Here is a 23,718-nt window from a genome sequence, read left to right as displayed (position 1 = left end):
CCGACTCCGACTCCGACTCCGACTCCGACTCCGACTCCGACTCCGACTCCGACTCCGACTCCGACTCCGACTCCGACTCCGACTCCGACTCCGACTCCGACGAGCAGACAGCCGCAGACGAATGAGTCAAACCATAAGAACGGTGCAGGCGCGACGAGCGAGCCAAGCCGGAGAAGCAGTCCAGGCGAGGCAAACGGGCCAGGCCAAGGGAGCTATCCAGGCCAGCCCGGCGGCCCAGACGAAGGGAGCACCCCGGATGTAGGGAGTGGCCCCGATGAAAAGAGCGACCCGAACGTAGGGAGTGGCCCGGGCGGAAGGAGCGGTCCAGGGGAGGTGAGCGGCCCGAATCAACCCAGCGATCGCGGCGAAGTGAGCGGCCCAGACCAGCCCAGCGGTCGCGGCGGAGTGCGCGGTCCAGATCAAGTGGCTGTACAGGTGAAGACGACTGCGCCCGAAGAGGGGGCGATCGCGTGACGCTGCCTACCGCGAACCTCGGAAGGACCGGTTTGGAGGCGAGTCGCCTCGGCTACGGGGCGATGGAGCTGCGCGGGCCACAGGCGTGGGGCAAACCGGTGACCGACGAACAGGCCCGCACGGTGTTGAACTCGGTGCTCGACTCTGGAGTGAACGTCATCGACACCTCGCCGGACTATGGCGATGCCGAGAAGCACATCGGCCGCTGGATTTCGCACAGGCGCGAGGAGTTCATCCTTTCCAGCAAGTGCGGCTGCCCGCTCGCCGCCGGCGGTGACCCACGAACGGTTCCGCCGCATGTCTACACGAGGGCCAACGTCCGCGCGTGTGTGGAGCAGAGCCTGCGCCGGATGCGTACCGATTACCTTGACATCTTGATGGTGCACATGAGCCCGAGCGTGGCCGTGATGCAGGCCGAGGACACCATCGCCGAAATGCTGGCGCTCCAGGACGAGGGCAAGATCCGCTTCATGGGCATGTCAGGGGAACTGCCTCACCTTCCTGAGCACATCGCGCTAGGGGCGTTCGATGTCTTCCTCCTCCCCTACTCGGCGCTCGACCGCTCCCACGAGAAACTGATCAGCGCCGCCGTCGCGGCCGGCGCGGGGACGATCGCTCGCGGCTCGGTCGCCCGCCCACTCACGGCCCCGCCCGAGGTCCTGCCGGAGCCGGTACGCCGCCCACTCGCCGACCGCCATGCGCGGCTCACCGCAGCAGGCCTGAATGATCTATTAGACGGCGCCTCAACGATGGAGCTCCTGCTTCGCTTCATCCTCAGCCATCCGGATCTGCATTCGGTGATCGTCGGCTCAACCCAGGTAGCGCACGTGCAGGCCAATGTCACGGCTGCCAAGAAGGGCCCGCTCCCGGCGGACGTGTACAACGCGTTGCTGGACCGCCTCACCGCAGCTTAGGAGGGCTAAACAAAGCGGGCGAAGCCGCACAGGACCGAGCCGGGCAGGACCGGCCAGTAAGGCCAGGCCGGGCGGGGCGAGCCGGGCGGTGCCAGGCCAGGCTGCCCCGGGCTGGGTCAGGGGTGGGGTCGGGGGGGCGAACCGGGCCGGGGTCGGACCGGACAGGTCGGACCGTCGGGCCAAGCGGGTCGAGCCGGACGGGGCCAAGCCAGGCCAGCTCGCGGGCACGGCCGGGCCAAGCCAGGCCGGGTCGGGGCGGGCCAGGCAGGTCGGACCGGGTCGGACCGTCGGGCAAGGCTGGTCGAGCCGGGCGGTGCCAGGCCAGGCCAGGCCGGGGAGTCGGGGGTCGGGTCGGACCGGGCGGGTCGGACTGTCGAGCCAGGCAGGTCGAGCCGGACGGGGCCAAGCCAGGTCGGGGCGCGGGCAGGGCCGGGCCGAGCCAGGTCGGGGCGCGGGCAGGCCAGGCAGGTCGAACCGTCGGGGCCGGGACGAGACGGGCCAGGCAGATCCGACCGGGCCGGGCGGGCCAGGCCGGGCCGAGGCGAGGCGAGGCGAGTCGGACCGGGCAGGTCGGACCGTCGGGCAAGCCTGGTCAAGCCGAGCGGTGCCAGGCCAGGCCGGACCGGGTCGGAGCCAGGCCGGCCCGGGTCGGAGGGTCAGGTCGGAGGGTCAGGTCGGGGGTCGGACCGGGCCGGGGGGTCGGGTCGGACCGTCGGGTCAGGCCGGGCGGGGCGAGCCAGGCAGGTCGGACGGGTCAGACCATCGGGTCAGGCGGGGGCGGACCCGGTGGATTGGGTCGGGGCGGGCCGGGCGGGCTGCTTTTGTGGCATGCCCGCCGTGGCCGGTTGTTGGTGGTTGCTGGGCGTGGGGTGCGCGGTTGGGTGTTAGGCCTTGGGCGTCTGCTGGATGCGTACCATGTTGCCTGAGGGGTCGCGGAAGGCGGAGTCGCGGGGGCCCCAGGGCTGGTCGATGGGCTCCTGCAGCACCTCGGCGCCGGACGCGCGTACCTGCTCGAAGGTCGCGTCGAGGTCGTCGGTGTCGAACACGATCATCGGTAGGACGCCCTTGGTGAGCAGTTCCTGCAGGGCGTCGCCGTCGGCCTGGGAGCGGCCGGCGTGCGGTTCGGAGAGCACGAACTCGGGGTTCGGCTGCGACGGGCTGCCGAGGGTGACCCAGCGGAACTCCCCGGAGGAGACGTCGTTGCGAATTTCGAGGCCGAGCGCGTCGCGGTAGAAGGCGAGGGACTCGTCCAGGTCGTTGACGGTGATGTGGCAGTACTTGAGTGCGATGTTCATGCCGCAAACGTTAGGCGGCGGCGATGCGGCCCGCTTCTCCGATCCTGCTCGGCAGGTCTCCCGTCGGGCCGGTCTGCGTCTTCGCCTTCGGCTGATCTCCTGTCGGGCGGATCTGCGTCTGCGTCTTTGTCTTCGGCTGATCTCTCGTCGGGCTGGTCTGCGTCTTCGTCTTCTGCAGATCTCTTGTCGGGCGGGTCTGCGTCTTTGGCAGATTTCCTGTCGGACGGCTTGGTGCCTCCGCCTCTCGCAGGTCCTCTGTCGGACGGCCTTGTGCCTTCGCCTCTGGCCGGTCTCCTGTAAGGCGAGTTCGCGCCTCCGCCTTTTGCAGGTCTTCTGTCGGACGGCTTTGGGCCTTTGCCTCTGGCGAGGCTTTCGTGAGGCGAGATTGCAGCTCTGCCTTTGGCTGGTCTTCCGGCGGACGGCTTTGGGCCTTTGGCTTCGGTTGATCTCTCACCGGGCGGGTCTGCATTCTTGCCACGCACGGGGGCATCGCCGCTACGGCGCTGTGTTCTCGGCTGCGGTAGGCGCTCGGTGTCTCTCCCACCAGCTCGGTGAACCGGGAGCTGAACGAGCCGAGCGAGGTACAACCGACCGTCATGCATGCGTCGGTCACGCTCATCCCGCCGCGCAGCAGCGCCATCGCCCGCTCGATTCGGCGGGTCATGAGGTAGCTGTAGGGGGTTTCGCCGTAGGTCGCTCGGAACCGTCGCGAGAAATGCGCCGGGGACATGAGCGCGCGGCGGGCCATCGTCGGCACATCGAGCGGTTGTGCGAATTCCCGGTCGATCAGATCCCGCGCCCTGCGTAGATGAGCGAGGTTGGCGAGGTCTTCCGGGGTCATGCGAACGACGCTACCATACCTGCTGAAATGGCCATTTACCTGCGCTAATAGGGCCGTGGGCGGTGTCGGCGCCGGGGCGGGATTGGACGAGTCGGGAGGCGGCTCGGGAGAATGCGAACGTGTGGGACGACAGCTCAGCATCGGGGTGCGAACGTGTGAGGCAACAGCTCGATACCGGGGTCCGAATCTGCGAGGCAGGAGTGGGATCTGCGGTTGCGCGATCGTGGCGGACAGGTTTGAGGTGGCCGTGCAGTCGGCGATGCGGCGCAACGGTCGGTACACGGACGTGCAGGGCAACGGTCGGAGTCCGAACATACGAGGCAGCAGCCGGTGCCCGAAGGTGCGAGGACGAAGCTGGGGTCCGAACATGCGAGACAGCAGACGGGGTTCGAAGATGCGAGGATGCCGCCGGGATCCGGAGGTGCGAGGATCCAGCCATGGTCCGGAGGTGCGAGATAGCAGTTCTGTACTGGAGGAGGTCGTGAATCCGCAGCGTTTGCGTGACCTTGCGCGGCTGCGCCGCGTTCGGGACCGGATTGATCGGGAGTACGCGCAGCCGCTGGATGTTGAGGCGCTGGCCCGTGGTGTGCACATGTCGGCTGGGCATCTCAGTCGCGAGTTCCGGCTGGCGTATGGCGAATCGCCGTACAGCTATCTCATGACCCGCCGGATCGAGCGGGCGATGACGTTGCTGCGCCGTGGCGACCTCAGTGTCACCGAGGTCTGTTTCGCGGTCGGGTGCTCGTCGCTGGGCACGTTCAGCACGCGCTTCGCCGAGTTGGTCGGGGTGCCGCCCAGCGTCTACCGGCGCGAGTCGGCGCGTGCGACGGCGGGGATGCCGTCGTGCGTGGCGAAGAAGGTGACCCGGCCGGTCAGGAATCGAGAAGTATCGGCAGGCGACCGGACATAGCGTGATTTATGAGGCCATGGGGTTCGCGAATCGCGCATTCGCTAATCTCGCCAACCGTGTGATTCGCATGGGGAGCCGAGAACAACACCTGATACGTGCTGGTTTCCAAGAACAACACATGATTCGCGCTGGATCTCGCGAGCCACTGAGCTGCGTCGGGTTCCGGGCAGCCAACAAATCCACGTCTGGGTCCCGTCAGTCACAGTCGCAGGCTCTGTGTCAGGGTCCCGGTAGCCGACAAGTCGTCGGCAGGGTCTCGACAACCGCAAGTCCCCGACAGGGTCCCGACAGTCGGCAAGTCCCCGTCGGAGTCCCGGCCGCCACAGGTCTCCGTCAGAATCCCGGCAGCCACAATGCCGCCGGGGATCCCGTCGGCCATCAGGATCCCGTCAAAGGTCCCGTAAGCCTCGCAGGATCCCGTCCGGATTTTGCGGGAAACAGGATTCGCGCAAGCAAGGCAGGAACACATGACCAGCGCCACAACCCGCAAGGCCAACCAGTCCTACCGCGAGGTGCTGCGCGACCGGCAGATTGCCGTCCTGCTGCTGGGTGATCTGCTGTCCAACGCCGGCACAGGCATGATCATCGTCGCCATGCCCGTGCAGACGCTCGCCATTCACGGCAGCATGCCCAAGGCGATCGCCATCGGTCTGGTGGAGGCCGCGCCGTTCGTCCTGTCGACCGTTCTCGCGCTGGCCATCGGCCTTGGACGGGTACGGATGGCGCCGCGCACCCTCCTGATCACCGACTGCCTGCTGCGGTCGCTGACCTTCAGCGTCCTCGGCGTGCTGGCCGTCACCGGACGGCTCACGCTGCCCGTGCTGATCGTGGGGTTGCTCCTCGGCGCGACGTTCCGGCTGGCGGGTTCGAGTAGCCGCCGTCTGCTGGCGACGTCCCTCGCGGGCGAGAACGGGCAGTTCGCCGTCAACGGCCTGCTCGGCCTGAACACCACGTTCGCGCTCTACATCGTCGGCCGGTGCTGGGCGGCCTGATCGTGGCCGCCACCAGCGCGGGCGTCGCGCTCTTCGTGGACGCGTGCGGCGCGCTGATCCTGCTGGCCGCCGTCCTGGCGTCCATCCCCCGCACGGGCGCGGGCCGTGACGCGCTGCGTCGAGCGCGGGCCGGGGCCTCGGGCTGGCGGGTCCTGCGCCGCCGGCCGGTTGCCGCGCGGCTGCTGGTCGTCGTGTTCTTCTTCAACTTCTTCTACATGCCGATCGAGGTGGCTCTGCCCCTTTATGTACGGGAATCACTGGGGGCCGACGCGTCCGGCCTGGGGCTTATGTGGGGGGCGTTGGGAGTGGGCGCGTTCGCCGGCGCCGCGCTGGTGAACCAGTTACGGCACCTCCCCCAGCGTCATGTGCTGATCGCGATCGTCGGGTTGTGGGCGATGTGCCCGGTCGTGCTCGCGTTCGTCGGTGATCTCACGTTCGCCATGATCGTGTTTGCTCTGGGTGGTCTGGTGTGGGCGCCGTTCACGCCTGTGGCGTACAGCTTCCTGCAGTCGGGGGTCGAGCCGGAGGAGCAGCAGCAGGTGGTCACGTTGTGGACGACCGGATCCACGCTGGCCGCGCCTCTCGGCCTGACCACCGGTGGGCCCCTCGTCGAGCTGGCGGGGAGTACCGGAGGGCTGGTGTTGTCCGGTGGGCTGACCCTGCTGTTGCTTCCGATCGCGGCGCTCGCCGTGCTGAGGCGGGGGCGTACGAATCACGCGGGAACGCCTGACAGGCGGTGAACGCGTTCTGCCGGGGGCGGCGGGAGCCCGTACGGCAGTCCTGGTCAGGTCCTGTTCAAGTAGGTGAGGACCGCCAGGACGCGGCGGTTGTTGTTGCCGTCATCGGTGAGGCCGAGTTTGTCGAACATGGAGGTGGTGTACTTGCCGATGGCGCTCTCGCTGAGGAACAGCCGCCGGCCGATTGCCTGGTTGGACAGCCCTTCCGCCATGAGGCCGAGCACGGCGTGCTCTCGTTCGGTGAGCTGGTCGAGCCGCCGGTCGGCGGGTCCGGTGGACAGGAGCGCGGCGATGACGGCGGGGTCCATGGCGGTCCCGCCGGCCGCGACGCGTTCCAGGGCATCGACGAACTGGTCGCCGTCGAACACGCTCTCCTTGAGGAGGTAGCCGACGCCGCCGGTGCCACCGGCCAGGAGCTCGCGGGCGTACAACTGCTCGACGTGCTGAGAGAGGATCAGCACCGGCAGCCCTGGCACCTCACGGCGGGCGGCGAGGGCCGCGCGCAGCCCCTCGTCCGACTGGGTCGGCGGCATGCGGACGTCGACGATGGACACGTCCGGCCGCCGGGTCAGCATCGCGTCGAGCGTCTCGGGCCCGGTGGCCGCCGTCGCCACCACCTCGTGTCCGTACGCCGCCAGCAGGCGGATCATCCCGTCACGCAGGAGGTAGAGGTCTTCGGCTACAAGGACGCGCATGGCAGCACCATCCTCGCACGGGCCGGACCGCCCGCCGGACTGGTGATCTCGAGGGAGCCGTCGAAGACCGCCAGGCGGCGGCGCAGTCCCGCGAGCCCGCCTCCGGCCCGCACGCCGGCCCCGCCCCGGCCGTCATCCTCGACCTCGACGACGATGTCAGTGCCGTCCCTGGAGATGGAGATCCGCGCCCGGGTCGCATGGGCGTGCTTGACCGCGTTGGTCAGCAGTTCGGCGGCACCGAAGTACAGGGCGGACTCGACCGGCGGCTCCAGGCGGGCCCGAAGGTCGGCGCTGACCTCCGTTTCGAGCGGGCTGTTCAGAGCGAGCGCGCGAACGGCATCGACCAGCCCCCGCTCGTTCAGCACCGGCGGGCTGATGCCCCTGACCAGGTCGCGCAGTTCGCTCAGTGACGTGGCGGCACCGGCCCGCGCCTCCCGCAGCAGCGCCATGGCCTGGTCGGGGTCGATCTTCATCAGCCTTTCCGCGGTCGCCAGTGACATCCCGAGCGCGACGAGGCGCGCCTGCGCTCCGTCGTGCAGGTCCCGCTCGATCCGGCGGATCTCGGCGGCCTGCGCGACCGTGGTGTCCGCGCGCTGGGCCGTCAGCTCGTCCACCCGGTCGGCCAGCGTCATCGCGGGCGTGGCGCGCAGGAAACGGACGGCCACCGGCACGACGGCCCGCCAGGCGTACGGGGCGGCTGCGACGGCCACGATCGCGCCGATGACGCGCAGCGCGGGCGACGGCTGGACCAGGCCGAAGAGCGCCTCCATGGCTCCGGCCGGCGGGATCGCGGCGATCACGCCCGCGGTGAACGGCACGATCGCGGTGAACCGCAGGTCGCGCCAGGTCGCGGGGTCGCCCCACCGGACCCGCCACTTTTGGTCCATGAAGGCGTCGCGGCTGGTGCGCTCGTAGCTGAAGCCGTTCCACCAGTACCCGGTGGACAGTTGCGTCACCGGCCCGGCCTGCCGGTACCCGGCGGGGATGACGGTGGCGGTCCATTGCGCGACGAGGAAGCGGATCGTGCGGCTGACCGGGCGGGACAGCGCGAGCGTGCCCGCGCACACCAGTACGACCGGCGCCACCCACGACCACGGATTACCCGCCCCCCACCGGATCCCCAGCGCCACCGCGGCCGCCCACACGGCCGGGACCAGCAGGCTGACGACCGCCACGACGCACGCCCGTACGAATCCCACGCCGGCGCGCGCCAGCCACGAACCCAGCACTCTCATGTCTCTTCCTTCGTCAACTCATCCGGTGCTTCCACTGTGCACCGCCCGGCGCCCGCGATCGCCCTGGTCAGCCCGGTAGTGGGGCTAGCCACACCCATCCGTGTGCCTGGACCGATACCGCGCCGCCCGCCCGATTGCTTCTTCGTCCTGGGGGCCGTGGCGTACCGGCGCGGCTGGTTCCACAGCATCACCGCGCGGACGGGCAGAGCCGGGCTCGGCATGGCCGCCGGGGCGACCGTGGTGTTCCTTCCGCTCGCGCTGGCCGGCGGAACCGGGGCGATGATGGGGTACGGCTCCCTGGGCTCCCTGTTCTACGCGTTGTGGGATTCCGCCTTCGCGGTCGGCGTCGTCCTGGCGCTGCTCGCCTTCTTCCGGGGGCGGCTGAACACCCAGGGGCCGCTGCGCCGGTACCTGTCCGGTCACGTCTTCACCGTGTACGTGACGCACGCGTTCGTGGTGACGGCGGCCGGTCATCTCCTGCGCGTGCTGGACCTGCCCACGCCGGTGAAGTTCCTCGTCGCGGCCGTCGTGGTGCTCCCGGCCTGTTTCGCGCTCGCCGGGCCGATCCGGCGGCTTCCCGGGGTCCGCCGCGTGCTCTGACAGCATCGATGGGAGAGGGCCTTGTCGGGGTCAGGGGTGGTCGGGAGAATGGCGGCCATGCCGCAGCGGATCACCTGCCCCGTTCTGGTCGGCCGGGAGGCTGAACTGCGCCGGCTGCGGGAGGCCGTCGAACGGGCCCGTTCGGGTGCGGCGTCGGTGGTCGTCGTGGCCGGGGAGGCCGGGGTCGGTAAGAGCCGGCTGGTCGGGGAGCTGGTACGTGCGGCGGAGGGCGTCCGGGCGCTGGTCGGCGGGTGCCTCGACGTCGCGGCCGAGGTCGCGCTCGCACCGCTGGTGGAGGCGTTGCGGTCGCTGCAGGAGTGGCCGGATCCCGCTGAGCGGGAACGGGTCGTCGGGCCGGCCCGCGAGGAGTTGGCGCGGCTGCTGCCAGGGCTTGGGGAGGCATCGGCGGTCGCGCCGGAACCGGGGCGGCTGTACGAGCTCGTCCTGGGAGTGCTGCACCGGATGGCGGAGCACGGGCCGGTGCTGTTCGTCGTCGAGGACCTTCATTGGGCGGACCGGTCGACGCGGGATCTGGTGGGGTTCCTGGCGCGTAACCTGCGGGCCGGGGTCGCGCTGGTGCTCACCTACCGCAACGACGAGGTGCCGCGCGGCCATCCGCTGCGGGGTTTTCTCGCCGAGTTGGTACGCGGTGGCGGGGTCGATCGGGTCGAGCTGGGCAGGCTTGAGCGCCGGGATCTGCGCAGGCTGCTGGCGGGGATTCTTGATGACGAGCCGACACCTGAACTCCTGGACCTGATCTGGGCACGCTCCGCGGGCAACGCATTCTTCGCCGAGGAACTTGTGGCGGCTTGGGCCGGTGAAGCGGTCGGAGCAGGTAAGGCTGGCGGGGCTGGCGGTGTGAGTTTGCCGGGTACGTTGCTGGAGCTGTTGCTGGCGCGGGTCGAGACGCTCGGTGAGCGGACGCGGGCGGTGCTGGAGGCCGCCGCGGTGGCGCCGGGCAGGATCGATCACGACGCGCTCGCGCGGGTCACCGGGGCGGATGACGTGGTCCTGGAGGAGGCGCTGCGGGAAGCCGTCGATCGGCACATGCTCGTGGTGGACGGCGAGGACGGGTACGCCTTTCGGCATGGCCTGCTGCGCGAGGCGATCGAGGGCGACCTGCTGCCCAGGCGGCGCCGCGCCCTGCACTCGGCCTGGGCGCGCGCTCTGACGGTGATGACCGACGCCGATCCGGGGCTGCTCGCCCACCATTGGCATGCCGCCGGTGACCTGGAGCAGGCGCTTCCCGCCTCGGTCCGTGCGGGCCAGGCAGCCGAGGAGTCCGGCACCGCGCACGAGGCGCGCCGCCACTATCTGCGCGCGCTCGATCTGTGGCCGAAGGCTCCCCGGGCGGCGGCGGGCAGTCCGCCCGGCCGGGCGGCTCTGCTGGAACGGGCCGCCCGCATGCTGGCGATCACCGGCTCACCGGGGGAAGCGATCGCGCTGATTGAGCAGGCCCTGCAAGAGACCGGCGAGCCGCACGCCCAGGAGGAGGCCGACGGGCCGACATCCCACGCCCTGGAGGAGGCCGACCGGCCGATGTCGCGCGCACTGGAGGAAGTCGGCGAACCGACGTCGCACTCCCTGGAGGAGGTCGGCGGGCCGGGGGCCCTGCTGGAGCGGTTGGCGAGGTATCGGTGGCTGGATGGGGACAGCGAAGGCGCCGTGTCCGCCGTGGCTCGGGCCTTGGACGTGATCAGGCCCGAACCGTCGGTGCTGCGGGCGCGCGTGCTGGCCGCCCACGGACAGATTCTCATGATCGGCGGCCGGAACGCGGCCGCGGCCGAGCGATGTGAGGAGGCGATCGCGGTCGCCGTGAGGGTCGGTGCCCGGGCCGAGCAGGGTCACGCCCTGGCCACTCTCGGCACGGCGCTGGCCGCCCTCGGCGACGTCGCGACCGGCGAGGCGCGGCTGCGTGAGGCGTACGCGCTGGCCGAGGACGCCGAGCAGCGCTGCCGCGCGTTGCACAACCTGTCCTACATCCTGGTACGCGACGGCCGCTGCGCCGAGGCGGTCGACGTGGCGCTGGAGTGTCATGCGCTGGCCGCGCGGTCCGGCATCCTGCGGTCGGTGGGCGTGACGGCGCTGGCCAACGGCGTCGAGGCGCTGGTCTGCCTGGGCCGCTGGGAGGAGGCGGAACGACTGCTGGAGGAGATCTTCGACCTCGGGCCGCGCCCGGCCGCACTGCCCGCGCCGCTCACCCAGCGCGGCCTGCTGCGGTTCTGGCGTGGCGACCTGGACGGCGCCCGCGCCGACGCCGACACCGCCGTACGGGCCACCGACCCGCAGCTCAGCGAGCCGGCACGGGCCCTGCTGGCCATGGCCGCGACCTGGCAGGGCAGGCCGCTGGAGGCCCGTGCCGCGATAAGCACACCCCCGGTTGACGACCCCGAGTATGTGATCGGGCCGTGCCTGGCAGGGCTGGAGGCTGAGGCGGCGATCGCCGAACAGGCCCTCGCCGCGCATGACGACGCCGCGCACGAAGCGGCGTGCGTACAGGCAGGAGATCTCATCGGACGGGTGCGTGCGGCGTCTGCCGGGCGGGTCAGTGCGCCGGTCGCCGCCATGGTGCTGACCGCCGAGGCGCAGCGGTCGCGTGTCACCGGTCGCCCCAACCCGCAGTTGTGGGCGGAGGCGGCGGATGCCTGGGAGGCGCTCGGCTTTCCCGGGCCCGCCGCGCACGCCCGCTGGCGTCAGACCGAGGCGCTGCTGAACGCCGGGATCTCCCGGGACCATGCCACGCCCGTCCTGCGCAAGGCTCATGCGCTGGCCCGTACCGTGCCGCTGGTGCTCGCCGAGGTCGAGGCGCTCAGCCGCCGGGCACGCATCGGGGTGTCCACGGCGGCGGATGCGGGGGAGGATGCCGCGACGTCACGGATCACCGCGCCGTTCGGGTTGACGCCGCGTGAGCGCGAGGTGCTGGCCATGGTCGCCGACGGGCACACCAACCGGCAGATCGCCGGGTCCCTGTTCATCAGCGCCAAGACCGCCAGCGTGCACGTCTCCAACATCCTGTCCAAGCTCGGCGTCACCAACCGCGCCGAAGCGGCCGTGGCCGCCCACCGCCTCGGCCTGACCGACGCCTGACCGCATGCCTGAACGTCCTCAAAGCCCGAACGTCCTAAGCACTTCTGCTCCGCCGAAATAAGGCTTCGCCCGATGCCGCCCCCGGGGCCTCAGCCGCATGATCGGTGTCATCGCGAAGAACGAACCGCACGGACGGAGACCGAAATGGGCAAGATCGTCGCACTGACCTACCTCTCCCTCGACGGCGTCATGGAGAACCCGGCCTGGACGGCGCCGTTCTGGAACGACGAGCACTCCGACTACGCGCAGGGGCCGATGTTCGGCTGCGACGCGCTGCTGCTGGGCCGGGTCACCTACGAGGGATTCGCCGCGTCGTGGCCGTACATGGAGGAGACCGAGGGCGAGGGCGCGGTCCGGATGAACACCATGCCCAAGTACGTCGTCTCCACCACCCTGGACAAGGCCGAGTGGAACAACTCCACCGTGGTCAAAGGGGACCTGGCCACCGAGATCGCCAAGCTCAAGGAGCGGCACGGCACGCTGCTCGTCTACGGCAGCGCCGACCTGATCACCTCCTTGATCAAGCTGGACCTCATCGACGAGTTGCGGCTCTGGATCCACCCGGTGGTCGTGGGGCACGGCAAGCGCCTGTTCCCGAGCGGCGTCGACACCACGACCTGGCGCCTGGCGACCACCCACGTCTTCAGTTCCGGCGCGGTGGTCCTCGACTACCGGCCGGGCACCGGCAAGCCCGGCGACGACGCCTGACCCACCGACCACACCACCCCCGAAGGAGACATTCCCATGAGCACCGCAGCCCCCCGCACCGGTTACGCCCCCGTCAACGGCATGCGGATGTACTACGAGGTGCACGGCACCGGCGACCCGGTGGTTCTGCTGCACGGCACCTTCTCGGCGATCGGCACCTCGTTCGGCCTGATCCTGCCCCACCTGGCGGCGGGCCGGCAGGTCATCGCCGTGGAGTTCCAGGGTCACGGACGCACGGCCGACATCGACCGCCCCCTGTCCGACCAGGCGTTCGCCGGCGACGTCGCGGCGCTGCTCGACCACCTGGGCGTCGAGCGGGCCGACCTGTTCGGCTACAGCCTCGGCGCCTCCGTGGCCTTCCATGTGGCGAGGACGCGGCCCGACCTGGTCCGCAAGCTGGTCCTGGCCGCGTTCACGTACCGGGCGGAGGGGCTTCACCCGGGTCTGTCGGACGGTTTCGGGGAGTTGCGGCCGGAGTTCCTGCACGGGACGCCGTTCCACGAGGAGTACCTGCGGCTGGCGCCGCGCCCGGAGGATTTCCCCGCGCTCGTGGCCAAGGTGAGCGACTTCAACCGCCGTGTCCGGGACTTCACTGCCGACGACGTCCGCGCGATCGCCGCCCCGGCGCTGATCGCGATCGGGGATTCCGACATCGTACGCCCCGAGCACGCCGTGGAGATGTTCCGCCTGTTCGGCGGCGGGGTGGCCGGTGACCAGGCCGGGCTTCCCGCCTCGCGGCTGGCCATTCTTCCCGGTACGACCCACGTGACGCTGGTGCACCGCGCGGAATGGCTGGCCTCGATGGTGGCCGAGTTCCTCGACGCGTCCTGACCGCCTCGGCGGCCCTCCCCCTCCCCTTGGCGACCCGTACGGTCTCCAAGACCTTTGTCACAGTTCGCCGGGGCTGTCTCGTCTCGGGGTGTAACAGGGACTCGACAAGGAGATCATCATGGAAGCCCGTCTGAACCTTCCCGGCACCTCGTTCGGGGCCACGTTCATCAAGCGCCTCATGGCGGTGGGCAAGGCGATGGCGGCCTCGTCCCTGCCGGGCGCGACGCGGGAGCTGGTGTCGCTGCGCGCGAGCCAGATCAACGGCTGCGCCGCCTGCACCGACATGCACACCAAAGAGGCGGCGTACGCCGGGGAGAGCCAGGTCCGGCTCCATCTGGTCGCGGCCTGGCGGGAGGCCACGGTGTTCACCGAGGCCGAGCGGGCCGCCCTTGAGCTGACCGAGCAGGGCACCCGCCTCGCCGACGCCGCCACCGGAGTCACCGACGAGGCGTGGGCGAACGCCGCCAAGCACTACGACGAGGAGCAGCTCGCCGCCCTGGTGGCCCTCATCGCCCTCATCAACGCCGCCAACCGCATGAACGTCATCGTCCGCCGGCCCGCCGGCGGCTACGAGCCCGGCCAGCCGACGCCCTGACCATGGAGAATGGTGAAGCGCATGCGGGGTTCACGGGAGGAGGGCGAGTGACGCGGGCGGAGGAGTTCGAGGATCTGCGGCCGCTGCTGTTCTCCATCGCCTACCGCATCCTCGGCAGCGTGACCGAGGCAGAGGACGCCGTACAGGAGACCTGGCTGCGGTACGAGGTCTTCCCGTCACAACCCGCCTCGGCCAAGGCGTTCCTGTCGGCCGTGGTCACCAGGATCTCGATCGACGTCCTGCGCTCGGCCCGGCACCGGCGGGAGGCGTACGTCGGGCCGTGGTTCCCCGAGCCGTTGTTGTCCGACCCCTACGAGGATCCGGAGCGGTCGGCGGAGCTGGCCGACTCGGTGTCGATGGCGGCGCTGCTGCTGCTTGAGCGGCTGACCCCGCTGGAACGCGCGGTGTTCGTGCTGCGGGAGGTGTTCGGGTTCGGCTTCCCGGAGATCGCCTCGGCCGTCAGGCGGTCGGAGTCGGCGTGCCGGCAGCTCGCGGTACGGGCGCGCCGCCACATGGACGCCGGCCGTCCCCGCTTCGAGGCCGATCGCAGGGAGCGCGAGGAGCTCGCCGGGCGCTTCTTCGACGCCTTCAGGGAAGGCGACGTGGACGGGCTGCGGGAGCTGCTGGCCGCCGACGTGCGCATGGTCGGCGACGGCGGCGGCAAGGCGCCGCAGGTGGCCAAGCAGATCATCGGTCCCGAGAAGGTGGGGCGGCTGCTCGCCACGGTCGCGCCGCTGCTCACGCGGATCGGGGTCGTCGTGGATCGGCACGAGATCAACGGCCAGCCGGGCGCGATCTTCCGTGACCGGGACGGCAAGGTGCTCAACACCTTCGCGCTCGACATCCTCGACGGGCGGATCCAGACGATCCGTTCGGTGACCAACCCCGACAAACTCGGGCACGTGGGCCCGGTGGCGGACGCGTGGGCGCTGGCCCGCGAGGCGAGCCAGGCCCGCCGCCCATCCGGCGGCGAAGCGATCTGAGGTCTGAGGAGGGCCCGGACGGGAGCGTGAGGAGGGTGCGAGCGGGCGCATGAGGAGGGTGCGGGCGGGAGTGTGAGGAGGGTGCGGGCCCCTCGTGCTCCCGCCCGCCGTGATCACTTCCAGGTGTCGTTGCGGGTGTGGGTGCCGGTCGAAGGGGTGGTGAAGGCGCGGTTGGAGCCGGATTCCCAGGTCACGGCCCCGTCGGGGTTCTTCTTCAGGTACTTGTACTCGACGGCCGTGCCGGGCGGCAGGGCCACCGTCGCCCGCCAGATCGGGTAGTCGGCCGAGGACAGCGCGATCGCCCTGGCCGGGTCCCAGCCGCCGAGGGCGGGGATGTTCCCGACGACGAAGACGTTCTGCCCCCACCAGGTGGTGACGTTGGCGTTGAAGGAGGTGGCGATCGTGGCGGTGGAGCCGCTCCCCTTGGCGTTGACGTGGAGGGCGACCGCGTTGCCCGCGGGGATGGTGACGGTGGCCTGCCCGCCGGACACGGTGACCGCCGTACCGGTGCAGCGGCCGGCGGTGGCGGCGCCGGAGATGACGTCGCAGTACGTGCCGTCGGCCAGGCCGGTGCTGAACTGCGAGGTGGCGGCGCTGCCGGAGTCGTTGATGCCGATCCAGGCGCGGTCACCCCTGCGGAAGGCGATGACGCCCCCGTTCACGGTCTTGAAGTCGGAGACGGACTTCACGGCCTTGGCGGCGTTGGCCCAGCCGACCATGCCCTTGATGCCGGCGGACTGGCTGAGGCAGTTCCAGGCGGCGCCGCAGGTGGTGTCGGTGACGTATCCGCTGCCGTTGGAGGGCGGGGACTGGTTGCGGTTGTCGTAGGTGAAGCTGTCGTAGACCGACGGCTTGCCGTGCGGGTAGGCCAGGACGAAGTAGTTGGCCAGCGTGTAGTCGGTGCCGTTGCGCCAGGACAGGGTGACGCCGTCGCGTTCGAGGTCGTGGTTGGTCACCATGGCGAAGACGTTCGCGCCCGGGGCGTCGAGGTTCCAGTTCGGGATGCCGGCGAGGTCGGAGATCGAGCCCTGGAAGGCGGACTTGACGCCCTTGGCGTAGGCGAAGTCCAGGACGTCGCCGTTGCCGATGAACGCGCGCGCCTTGAGGGCGTCGTTGCTGGCGCCGTCGAAGATCTCCTGGGCGACGTACGGGCGTCTGCCCTCGGCGACCGTGTTGTTCAGTTTGGCGAGGATCGCGGCGAAGTCGTTCTTCTTGATGTGTTTGACGGCGTCCACGCGGAACCCGTCCACGCCGAGCCCGATGAGGTCGTTCAGGTAGGCCGCGACCTTGTTGCGGACCTCCTCCTTCTCGGTGTAAAGGTCCGACAGCGACAGCAGTTCGCAGCTGGTCACCTGGGCCTCGTTGTTCCAGTCGCCGATCGCGCCGCCGGTCGGGCAGTTGTCGCCGGGGTGGTGGAAGTCGCCGTAGGCGTAGGGGACGGCCGGGTAGCCGTATCCGGTGAAGGAGGTGCCCGCGTAGCCGGTCGTGCCGGCGGGATTGTTCGTGCCCGCCATGTGGTTGACGACCGCATCCACGTAGACGCGTACGCCCGCGTTGTGGCAGGCCGTCACCATCGAGGCGAACTGGGCCCGGGTGCCGAACCGGGATTCGAGCTTGTAGGAGACCGGCTGGTACACCTCATACCACGGGTGTACGCCGTCGCCGCTGTTGGGAAGGCTGACCGATTCCTGCGGCGGCGCGACCTGGACCGCGCCGAAGCCCGCCGGGCCGAGGTGGCCGGTGCACGCGGCCGAGACGGACCTCCAGTTCCACTCCCACAGGTTCGCCGTCACCTCGCTGTCGTTCAGCGGGACGGCGGCTTGTGCGGGAGTCGCGCTGGCGGCGCCGGTGAGGGGGGCGATCCCCGCGATGGCGACCGCGGCGGTGAGAAGGACCCGATGGAGCCTGACGCGCAGGCGGGATGTCACTCGTGCCATGGGGGGTGGACCTGCTTCCAGTGACGGGTACGCGCTTCGGGTGGTGCGAGGACGGCCGTCCGTGTAGCTGAACGATGTGCGATGCCCGCAAACTTTTCAAGAGGGCTGAGCAAGCTTTCTGAAACCTCTCATTAACTCTGGAAGTTCTTGCAGAAGTCCGCGCAGGGGCGGACACGAGCGCGATGTGTGTGGCGCCCCGGGATCCGCGCCCGTATCATCGCCGCGTGGTCGAGTTACGGGAGCACGGGGAGAGCACCTGCCCGGCTTCGGCCGTACGGGTGACCGGGCATGATCCCGCCGAACGGGCGGGCATGGCCAGGCAGGACGCCGCGCGCGCCGCCGCGCTGGCCCAGGAGGTCCGCAACCGCCTGTATGAACTCGCGCTCGGCACGCCCGCGGCGGCTCCGGCGGACGACGGTCACCCCGTGTACGACGCGCGGCAGGCGGCCGAGCGGCTGGCCCGCGCCTACCTGCGTACGGCGCACGCGCACGACCGGGTCGCCGACCTGCACGAGACGATGGCCGAGCACGGCGGGGGCAGGGCCGCCCACCACCGCGAGCGCGCGGCCTGGCAGCGCTGGGCCGCCGAACGGGCCCGCAAGGCAGCCGCGGCGTCACAGACCAAGGCCGTCATGACCTGACCGGAGCTCGCCTGAGCGCGCGACAAGCCGCCGTCATGACCTGACCGGAGCTCGCCTGAGCGCGCGACAAGCCGCCGTCATGACCCGACCAGGGCCCGTCCGCGCGCGCCATAAGTCGCCGCCACGACCCGACCGAGGCTTGCCCGCGCGACAAGCCGCCGTTATGGCCTGACCGGGGCCCGTTTGCGGGCGCGATAGGCCGCCGCCTTGACGCGGTTGCCGCACTCGTCCATCCCGCACCAGGCGCGCCGGGCGCCGCGCGAGCGGTCGAGGTAGATGCGGGTGCAGCCGGCGCGACCGCACTCCTTGAAGCAGGCCCCGGGATCGGCGAGCACGGCGATGGCGCCCCTGGCCACCTGCGACAGCGCCGCGCGCAGGTCCCCCGACACGTGCACCACCCCCGCCCCGCCGAGGCTGATCGCGGGCACCGGCCCGGCCGCCGCGGCGTTGACGATCCCGAGGCTGCCCGGGTCGAAGGGCCGATCGAGCACCCGGTCGAGCGCGAGCCGGTACACCGCCTCCCGCAACGACAGCGCGGCCTCGAAGGTCACGAGGTCGGCGCTCACCCGGTCCGGCAGCCCGGCACATTCGGCCACCCACCGCTCAAGGTCCGCGGGTGCGGCCAGCAGGTCGATGGGCTCATCACGGCGAGACCCCACGGTGGCGGCCAGGTCGAGGGCCGGGTTGCCACTCACGAACACGAACTCCACGTCACCATCTTGACCGGTGACGCGATCCGGGGCAAGCTCGTCACCTGTTCAACCGGTAACGCAAAACAAGGGGGAAACATGATCGAGGCCGTCGTCTTCGACGTTCTGGGAACCATGGTCGACGAGCCCGGCGGGCTCCGGACGGCGATCGGCGACGCACTGCCCGGCGCCGACCTCGACGAACTCCTCTCCCTATGGCAGCGGCACGTCGAACACGAGCAACTACGCATCGCACAAGGAGCCCGCGCCTACGCCCGGAGCGAGATCATCGACGCGGAGGCCGCCCAACGGATCGCCGACCACGCCGGGCTCACCGATCCCGCCGCCATCGCCCACCTCGCCACGGCGGAACAGCGCCTGCCCGCCTGGCACGACTCCGCCGACGCCCTTGATCGGCTCGCGCGGCACCTCCCCGTCCTCGGCCTCTCCAACGCCGGCCGCACGACCCTGCTGCGCCTCAACGCCCACGCCGGGCTGCGCTGGCACCAGGCCCTGTCCGGCGAGGAGGTCTCGGCCTACAAACCCGCGCCGGAGCTCTACCGGCTCGCCATCGACACCGCCGGATGCCCGCCGGAACGCGTGCTCATGGTCGCCGCCCACGCCTGGGACCTGCGCGCGGCCCAGGCGAGCGGCATGCGGACCGCCTACGTACGCCGCCCTGCCGGAGATCCGCCGGCCGCCTCCGACGCCTTCGACGGGCAGTTCGACGGACTGGAGGATTTGCTCGGCGACGTCCTGCGCATAGGTTGATCAAGACGGACAGGAGTCACCCGCGATGCACCCATGGCAGGCCCTGGAAGGGGCGCGCGTCCTGGACCTGGCACAGCCGATGCGCACCGGCATGCCGCAATCCCCCAACCATCCACCGTTCCGGATGACCCTCGAACGCCGCCACGGCGACCTGGTCAGGCCAGACGGCGGCTCCGCGGCCAACGAGCTCATCGTCACCGGCGGGCACGTCGGCACGCACGTGGACGCCCTCGCGCACGTCTCACAGGACGGGCTCCTGCACGGCGGCCTGCCGGCCGGCGAGGCGATGTCGCAGCACGGGTTCGGCTCACTCGGCATCGAGGAGTTCGAGCCGTACGTGGGCCGCTGCGTCCTGCTCGACGTGACCGCCGTACACGGCGTGCACACCCTGCCGCCCGGCTACGAGATCACCCCCGCCGACCTGTCGCGGGCGGCCACCGGCCTGGAGCTCCGCCCCGGCGACGCGGTGCTCGTCGGCACCGGCTGGTCACGCCTGTGGTCCTCGCCCGAGGAGTTCACCGGGCTGCGAACGGGCGTACCCGGGCCGGGAGCGGAGGCGGCGCGGTGGCTGGCCGGCCACCGGCCCCGCCTGGTCGGCGGCGAGAGCATCGCCTTCGAGCACATCGCGCCCGGCCGCGGCCACGCCACGCTGCCCGTGCACCGCGTCCTGCTGGTGGAGTCGGGAATCAACATCGTGGAGACCATGCGGCTGGCCGAACTGCTCGACTCGGGGGCGCGCGAGTTCCTGCTGGTGCTCAACCCGCTGCCGATCGTCGGCGCCACCGGCGCCCCGGTCCGCCCGCTCGCCATCCTCCCCGGTGAGGGGCCATGACCACCTTCGTCCACCGGCTCGCCGAATTCGCCACCGCCTGCCGCGACGACGGCGTGCCCGGCCGGGTGCGCGACGACGTGACCGCACGCGTGCTCGACGTCCTGGGCAACAGCCTGGCCGCCTACGCGGAGCCGGACGGCGACGCGGCCCCCGCCGCGCTGCGGGCCGCGCGACGCTGGGGCGGCAACCCGGAGGCCGGCACGATCGGCAGCGGCCTGCGGCTCCCCGCGCCGTCGGCGGCGCTGGTCAACGGCACGCTGGCGCACGCGCTCGACTACGACGACACGCACCTGCCCTCGGTGCTGCACCCGAGCGCCCCCGTGGTACCCGCCGCGCTGGCCGCCGCCGAGGCCACCGGCGCGAACGGAGCAGCACTCGGAGCGGCCATCGCGGCCGGCATCGAGGTGTGCAACCGCCTGGGCATGGCCTCCTACCTGCCGCAGGAGCGCAACTCGCGTTTCTTCGGCAAGGGCCAGCACGCGACGTCCATCTGCGGCACGCTCGGCGCCGCCGTCGCCGCCGCCCTGCTGTACGGCCTGCCCGCGCCCGGCATCGCGCACGCGGCCGGGATCGCGGCCAGCATGGGCGCCGGCCTGCTGGAGGCCAACCGCACCGGCGGCACCGTCAAACGCGTGCACTGCGGCTGGGCCGCCCACAGCGGCGTCTCGGCCGCCGTGCTCGCGCTGGAGGGGGTCACCGGCCCGCCGACGGTGCTGGAGGGCCGCTTCGGATTCTTCGAAGCCTGGCTCGACGGCCGGTACGACGCCGCCGCGCTGCTGTCGGACCTGGGCGGCCGATGGGAGCTCCTGCGCACGGTCTACAAGCCGTATCCGACGAACCACTTCACCCACCCGGCCATCGACTGCGCCCTCGCCCTCCGCGCCGGCGGCCTCGACCCCGCCGACGTGGCAGGCGTCGAACTCGGCGTGGCCGAGCCGGTGCTGCGCACGATCGCCGAACCCCGGCAGGACAAGATCGCGCCCAGCTCGCCGTACCACGCGAAGTTCTCCGGCCCGTACACGGTGGCGGCGGCCCTCCACGGCGGCGGCGGGCTCGGGCTGGCGCTGGACGACTTCACCACCCTGTCCCCCGGCGCGCTCAAGCTGGCCCCGCTCGTGCGGTGCGTGGCCGACGAGCGGGCCTCGGAGATCTTCCCGAACGCGTTCGCGGCGGTCCTGCGGGTCAGGCTGCGCGACGGCACGACGCTCGAACACCGCGTCGACTCCTCGCGCGGCGGCCCGCAACACCCGCTGACGCGCGAGGAACTGGCGGTCAAGTTCCGCTCCAACGCCGGCCGGGCCCTACCTCCGCACCAGGTGGACGCCCTGCTCACCGCGGACCTCGACGCGCCCTCGCTGCTGCGCCTGACCGCCGTCTGACCTCAGCCGGGCCGCCGCACATACCGCCCCACGGGACGCCCGACGACCTTGCCCCCTTCCAGTACCCGATGACCGCGCACGAAGGTGTCGCTCACCTTGGCCGTCAGCTCGAACCCCTCGAACGGCGTGTACTCCTGCGCCGACTCCGAGTCCCGCGCCCGCACCGTCCAGGCGTGCCCCGGCTCGACCAGGCACAGGTCAGCGTCGTACCCGGGCGCGATCGTGCCCTTCCCGCGCAACCCGAACCGCCGCGCCGGGTTCCACGACGTCAGCGCCGCGATCCGGCCGTACGGCAGCCCACGGCGGCGCCCCTCGGTGATCAGCCCCGGCAGCAGGTACTCCGCGCCGCCGAACCCCGCCTTGGCCAGGAACACGTCCTCGCGCGGCACCCCGAACTTCAGCTCCTCCCGGCAGCAGGCGTGGTCGCTGACCACCCAGTCCACGGTCCCGTCCAGCACGTGCCGCCACAACGCCTCCACGTCAGAACGCGGCCTGATCGGCGGATTCACCTTGCCGCCCACCCCGTCGGCCGTGTCCACGTCGGCCAGCAGGTGCCCGATCGTGACCTCACGCCGGAAGTCGATGTGCGGGAACGTCGCCGCCATCCGCACCGCCGCGTCCATCGCCTTCTCCGACGACAGATGCAGCAGGTTGACGTTGGCCAGCCCCGTCTCGTGCGCCAGGTACGCGGCCACGAACACCGCCAGCCCTTCCGAGTGCGGCGGCCGGGACGCGCTGTAGGCCGCCAGCCCGCCCAACTCCCCCGCCTCCTCCACCAGCCGGCTGTAGGCGTTCATGATCTCGGCCGTCTCGCAGTGCAACGACAACGAGATCTCCTCCGCCAACCCCGCCAGCCGCTCCCTGACCGCCTGCACGCCGCGCATCACGAACTCGAAATGCGCGTAGTCGTACCGCTCGCCCTCCGGCAACATGAGAAACGCCCGCTGGTCGTCCGAGCGCCCGTGCAGCCCGTGCCCGCCGTAGAACATGAAGATCTTGAACGACGCCACCCCGAACCGCTCGACCAGCTCGCCCAGCTCACCGATGTGCTGCCGCGACATGGGCGCCAGATGGAACCCGTAGTCCACGTACGCCCTGCCCTCCGCCCGCGCCAGCACCTCGGGGAAGAACTCGGCGTACGGGCCGCCCCTGCCCAGGTAGTACTGCCCGGTCCGCATGTACGTCAGCGCGGTCGTCACACCCCCCTGAGCACACGCCCGGCTCTCCGACCCGGCGTCCTCGGACAGCGGATTGTAGATCCCCCAGTGCTGATGGGCGTCCACCACCCCGGGAAAGACCAGCCGGCCACCCCCGTCGATCACCTCTGCGGCGCCCGTCAACCCGGGAGCCACCGCCACGATGCGTCCGTCCGCGACCGCGACGTCGGCCTCGGCGGGATCGTCACGGTCGTGCGTCACGACCTTCACGTTCTTCAGCAGCAGATCGGCCATGGGAACCGTCTCTCCTAAGCCGGGCGGTGCGCGTCACGGTGCCAGGCCAGCACCCGCCGCTCCACCATGAGGAACAGGGAGTTGAACGCGAAACCCAGCACGCCGAGCAGCAGCACCCCGGCCCAGACGGCCGGCATGTCGGCGTTGCCGCTGGCCAGGTTGAGGAGATAACCGATCCCCTCGGTGCTGGCCTTCAGCTCGGAGATCACCATCAGGATCAACGCCAGCGACACGCTCAGGCGCAGGCCCGCGAAGATCTTCGGCGCGGCCGCGGGCAGGATGACGCGGAACAGGCGCACCCCGGCGGGCACGCCGAACACCCTCGCCGTCTCCATCTTCAGCACGTCCACATGGCGCGCGCCGTCGATCGAGTTGAGCAGGATCGGCCACACGATCCCGAACACGATCGTCGCGACCTGCACCTGCGGCCCGATCGGGAAGAGCACGAGGAACACCGGCAACATCACCGGAGGCGGCACCGCCCGGCCGAACTCGATCAACGGTCCCACGCAGTCCGCCAGCCATGCCGTCCGCCCGATCGCGACCCCGAGACCCACCCCGGCGACCACCGCCACGGCCCACGCCCCCACCACCCTGACCAGGCTGGGCCCGAAATGGCCGACCGCCTCCTCGGTGAGGACATACGGCCCGGAGAACCACATCTCATACATCTGCCGCGCGATCACCGTCGGCGCCGGCAGATACGGCGTCGCCAGCACCACCGCCAGCGCCTGCCACCCGGCGAACACGACGGGAACCAGCCACAACCGCGTGACGAGCACCCGGATCATGCCCGCCGCCACCGGAACAACCGCCGCTCGGCCCGCGCCAGCACCGCGTTCACCACCAGCCCGACCACCCCCGACCAGATCAGCACCGCGATGACATCGATCATCGCGTCCATGCCGATCCCGGTGCTCGCCTCGATCAGGAACCCGCCGATGCCCACGGAACCACCCACGATGTACTCCACGCTGATCGCCAGGATCAACGCGATCGAGGCCGCCAGCCGGACACCCGTCGCGATGAACGGCGCCGCGCTCGGCAACGAGACCCGCCACAACACCGATCCCGCGCCGAACCCGAACGACCGCAACGTCTCCTTGGCCAGCGGATCCACC

At 70.9% G+C, this 23,718-nt stretch carries 23 protein-coding genes; 14 read left to right on the top strand and 9 right to left on the bottom strand.

Annotated features, from left to right (window positions below; genetic code table 11):
• Positions 1 to 470 precede the first annotated feature (470 nt).
• Complete coding sequence (locus tag AB0I81_RS24560) at positions 471 to 1,388, top strand: aldo/keto reductase (RefSeq protein WP_360660425.1); 918 nt, start codon at positions 471 to 473, stop codon at positions 1,386 to 1,388.
• Between the two features lie 884 nt (positions 1,389 to 2,272).
• On the opposite strand, the gene AB0I81_RS24555 is transcribed toward AB0I81_RS24560, so the two are convergent.
• Complete coding sequence (locus AB0I81_RS24555) at positions 2,273 to 2,683, bottom strand: VOC family protein (RefSeq protein ID WP_360660423.1); 411 nt, start codon at positions 2,681 to 2,683, stop codon at positions 2,273 to 2,275.
• A gap of 10 nt (positions 2,684 to 2,693) precedes the next feature.
• On the bottom strand, positions 2,694 to 3,524 hold the full coding sequence (locus AB0I81_RS24550; RefSeq protein WP_360660420.1) for a helix-turn-helix domain-containing protein: 831 nt from the start codon (positions 3,522 to 3,524) through the stop codon (positions 2,694 to 2,696).
• Positions 3,525 to 4,005: 481 nt separating this feature from the next.
• Here AB0I81_RS24550 and AB0I81_RS24545 point away from each other — a divergent pair, with 481 nt between their 5' ends.
• From AB0I81_RS24545 to AB0I81_RS24535, 3 genes are all read left to right on the top strand, one after another.
• Positions 4,006 to 4,434 (top strand): helix-turn-helix transcriptional regulator, encoded by a 429-nt coding sequence (locus AB0I81_RS24545; RefSeq protein WP_360660417.1) that lies wholly within the window; start codon positions 4,006 to 4,008, stop codon positions 4,432 to 4,434.
• 467 nt (positions 4,435 to 4,901) lie between these two features.
• Complete coding sequence (locus AB0I81_RS24540) at positions 4,902 to 5,426, top strand: hypothetical protein (RefSeq protein ID WP_360660414.1); 525 nt, start codon at positions 4,902 to 4,904, stop codon at positions 5,424 to 5,426.
• Positions 5,411 to 6,166: an MFS transporter gene (locus tag AB0I81_RS24535; RefSeq protein WP_360660411.1), complete on the top strand. Its 756-nt coding sequence runs from the start codon at positions 5,411 to 5,413 to the stop codon at positions 6,164 to 6,166. The genes AB0I81_RS24540 and AB0I81_RS24535 overlap by 16 nt, the downstream gene beginning before the upstream one ends.
• 44 nt (positions 6,167 to 6,210) lie before the next feature.
• On the opposite strand, the gene AB0I81_RS24530 is transcribed toward AB0I81_RS24535, so the two are convergent.
• Both AB0I81_RS24530 and AB0I81_RS24525 read right to left on the bottom strand, forming a co-directional pair.
• A complete protein-coding gene (locus AB0I81_RS24530; RefSeq protein ID WP_360660408.1) occupies positions 6,211 to 6,858 on the bottom strand; it encodes a response regulator transcription factor in 648 nt (215 codons plus the stop codon).
• The gene (locus tag AB0I81_RS24525; RefSeq protein ID WP_360660406.1) at positions 6,843 to 8,093 is read right to left on the bottom strand and encodes a histidine kinase; all 1,251 of its coding nucleotides are present in this window, start codon (positions 8,091 to 8,093) and stop codon (positions 6,843 to 6,845) included. Before AB0I81_RS24525 ends, AB0I81_RS24530 begins: the two co-directional genes overlap by 16 nt.
• A 102-nt stretch (positions 8,094 to 8,195) precedes the next feature.
• On the opposite strand from AB0I81_RS24525, the gene AB0I81_RS24520 reads away from it, so the two are divergent.
• The 6 genes from AB0I81_RS24520 to AB0I81_RS24495 all read left to right on the top strand — a co-directional run bounded on the left by AB0I81_RS24520 (position 8,196) and on the right by AB0I81_RS24495 (position 14,897).
• Positions 8,196 to 8,693 carry an acyltransferase family protein gene (locus tag AB0I81_RS24520; RefSeq protein WP_360660403.1) on the top strand — a complete coding sequence of 166 codons (498 nt, stop codon included), beginning with the start codon at positions 8,196 to 8,198 and terminating at the stop codon, positions 8,691 to 8,693.
• A 57-nt stretch (positions 8,694 to 8,750) separates the two neighbouring features.
• The gene (locus tag AB0I81_RS24515; protein WP_360660401.1) at positions 8,751 to 11,780 is read left to right on the top strand and encodes an AAA family ATPase; all 3,030 of its coding nucleotides are present in this window, start codon (positions 8,751 to 8,753) and stop codon (positions 11,778 to 11,780) included.
• A gap of 144 nt (positions 11,781 to 11,924) precedes the next feature.
• The gene (locus tag AB0I81_RS24510; RefSeq protein ID WP_360660399.1) at positions 11,925 to 12,488 is read left to right on the top strand and encodes a dihydrofolate reductase family protein; all 564 of its coding nucleotides are present in this window, start codon (positions 11,925 to 11,927) and stop codon (positions 12,486 to 12,488) included.
• A gap of 36 nt (positions 12,489 to 12,524) precedes the next feature.
• A complete protein-coding gene (locus AB0I81_RS24505; protein WP_360660396.1) occupies positions 12,525 to 13,319 on the top strand; it encodes an alpha/beta fold hydrolase in 795 nt (264 codons plus the stop codon).
• 118 nt (positions 13,320 to 13,437) lie between these two features.
• Positions 13,438 to 13,914 (top strand): carboxymuconolactone decarboxylase family protein, encoded by a 477-nt coding sequence (locus tag AB0I81_RS24500; protein ID WP_360660393.1) that lies wholly within the window; start codon positions 13,438 to 13,440, stop codon positions 13,912 to 13,914.
• 47 nt (positions 13,915 to 13,961) lie between these two features.
• Positions 13,962 to 14,897, top strand: a complete 936-nt coding sequence (locus tag AB0I81_RS24495; RefSeq protein WP_360660391.1) for an RNA polymerase sigma-70 factor — start codon at positions 13,962 to 13,964, stop codon at positions 14,895 to 14,897.
• 113 nt (positions 14,898 to 15,010) lie between these two features.
• Here the strand turns inward: AB0I81_RS24495 and AB0I81_RS24490 are convergent, their stop codons facing one another.
• The gene (locus tag AB0I81_RS24490) at positions 15,011 to 16,834 is read right to left on the bottom strand and encodes a carbohydrate-binding module family 20 domain-containing protein (RefSeq protein WP_360660389.1); all 1,824 of its coding nucleotides are present in this window, start codon (positions 16,832 to 16,834) and stop codon (positions 15,011 to 15,013) included.
• Between the two features lie 224 nt (positions 16,835 to 17,058).
• On the opposite strand from AB0I81_RS24490, the gene AB0I81_RS24485 reads away from it, so the two are divergent.
• Positions 17,059 to 17,475, top strand: coding sequence for a hypothetical protein (locus tag AB0I81_RS24485; protein WP_360660386.1), 417 nt, complete (start codon positions 17,059 to 17,061; stop codon positions 17,473 to 17,475).
• A 161-nt stretch (positions 17,476 to 17,636) separates the two neighbouring features.
• Here AB0I81_RS24485 and AB0I81_RS24480 read toward each other — a convergent pair whose 3' ends face one another.
• A complete protein-coding gene (locus AB0I81_RS24480) occupies positions 17,637 to 18,185 on the bottom strand; it encodes a CGNR zinc finger domain-containing protein (protein WP_360660383.1) in 549 nt (182 codons plus the stop codon).
• A 78-nt stretch (positions 18,186 to 18,263) separates the two neighbouring features.
• Between AB0I81_RS24480 and AB0I81_RS24475 the strand changes: the two genes are divergently transcribed.
• From AB0I81_RS24475 to AB0I81_RS24465, 3 genes are read left to right on the top strand one after another with little or no spacing between them, the layout of a single operon-like run.
• A complete protein-coding gene (locus AB0I81_RS24475; RefSeq protein WP_360660380.1) occupies positions 18,264 to 18,935 on the top strand; it encodes a haloacid dehalogenase type II in 672 nt (223 codons plus the stop codon).
• A gap of 25 nt (positions 18,936 to 18,960) precedes the next feature.
• Positions 18,961 to 19,767: a cyclase family protein gene (locus AB0I81_RS24470; RefSeq protein ID WP_360660377.1), complete on the top strand. Its 807-nt coding sequence runs from the start codon at positions 18,961 to 18,963 to the stop codon at positions 19,765 to 19,767.
• Entirely contained in the window at positions 19,764 to 21,146 is a 1,383-nt protein-coding gene (locus AB0I81_RS24465) for an MmgE/PrpD family protein (protein WP_360660374.1), read from the top strand. Before AB0I81_RS24470 ends, AB0I81_RS24465 begins: the two co-directional genes overlap by 4 nt.
• A 2-nt stretch (positions 21,147 to 21,148) precedes the next feature.
• On the opposite strand, the gene AB0I81_RS24460 is transcribed toward AB0I81_RS24465, so the two are convergent.
• From AB0I81_RS24460 to AB0I81_RS24450, 3 genes are read right to left on the bottom strand one after another with little or no spacing between them, the layout of a single operon-like run.
• On the bottom strand, positions 21,149 to 22,597 hold the full coding sequence (locus tag AB0I81_RS24460; protein ID WP_360660372.1) for a dihydroorotase family protein: 1,449 nt from the start codon (positions 22,595 to 22,597) through the stop codon (positions 21,149 to 21,151).
• Positions 22,598 to 22,611: 14 nt separating this feature from the next.
• Entirely contained in the window at positions 22,612 to 23,388 is a 777-nt protein-coding gene (locus tag AB0I81_RS24455) for an ABC transporter permease subunit (protein WP_360660369.1), read from the bottom strand.
• Positions 23,385 to 23,717 (bottom strand): ABC transporter permease subunit, encoded by a 333-nt coding sequence (locus tag AB0I81_RS24450; protein ID WP_360660366.1) that lies wholly within the window; start codon positions 23,715 to 23,717, stop codon positions 23,385 to 23,387. Before AB0I81_RS24450 ends, AB0I81_RS24455 begins: the two co-directional genes overlap by 4 nt.
• Position 23,718: the final 1 nt, after the last annotated feature.

Origin of the sequence: Nonomuraea sp. NPDC050404, from assembly GCF_040655495.1 — a bacterium.
Classification (GTDB): domain Bacteria; phylum Actinomycetota; class Actinomycetes; order Streptosporangiales; family Streptosporangiaceae; genus Nonomuraea.
The sequence above is the reverse complement of the archived record's forward strand: the minus strand, read 5'-3'. Positions and strand labels throughout refer to the sequence as shown.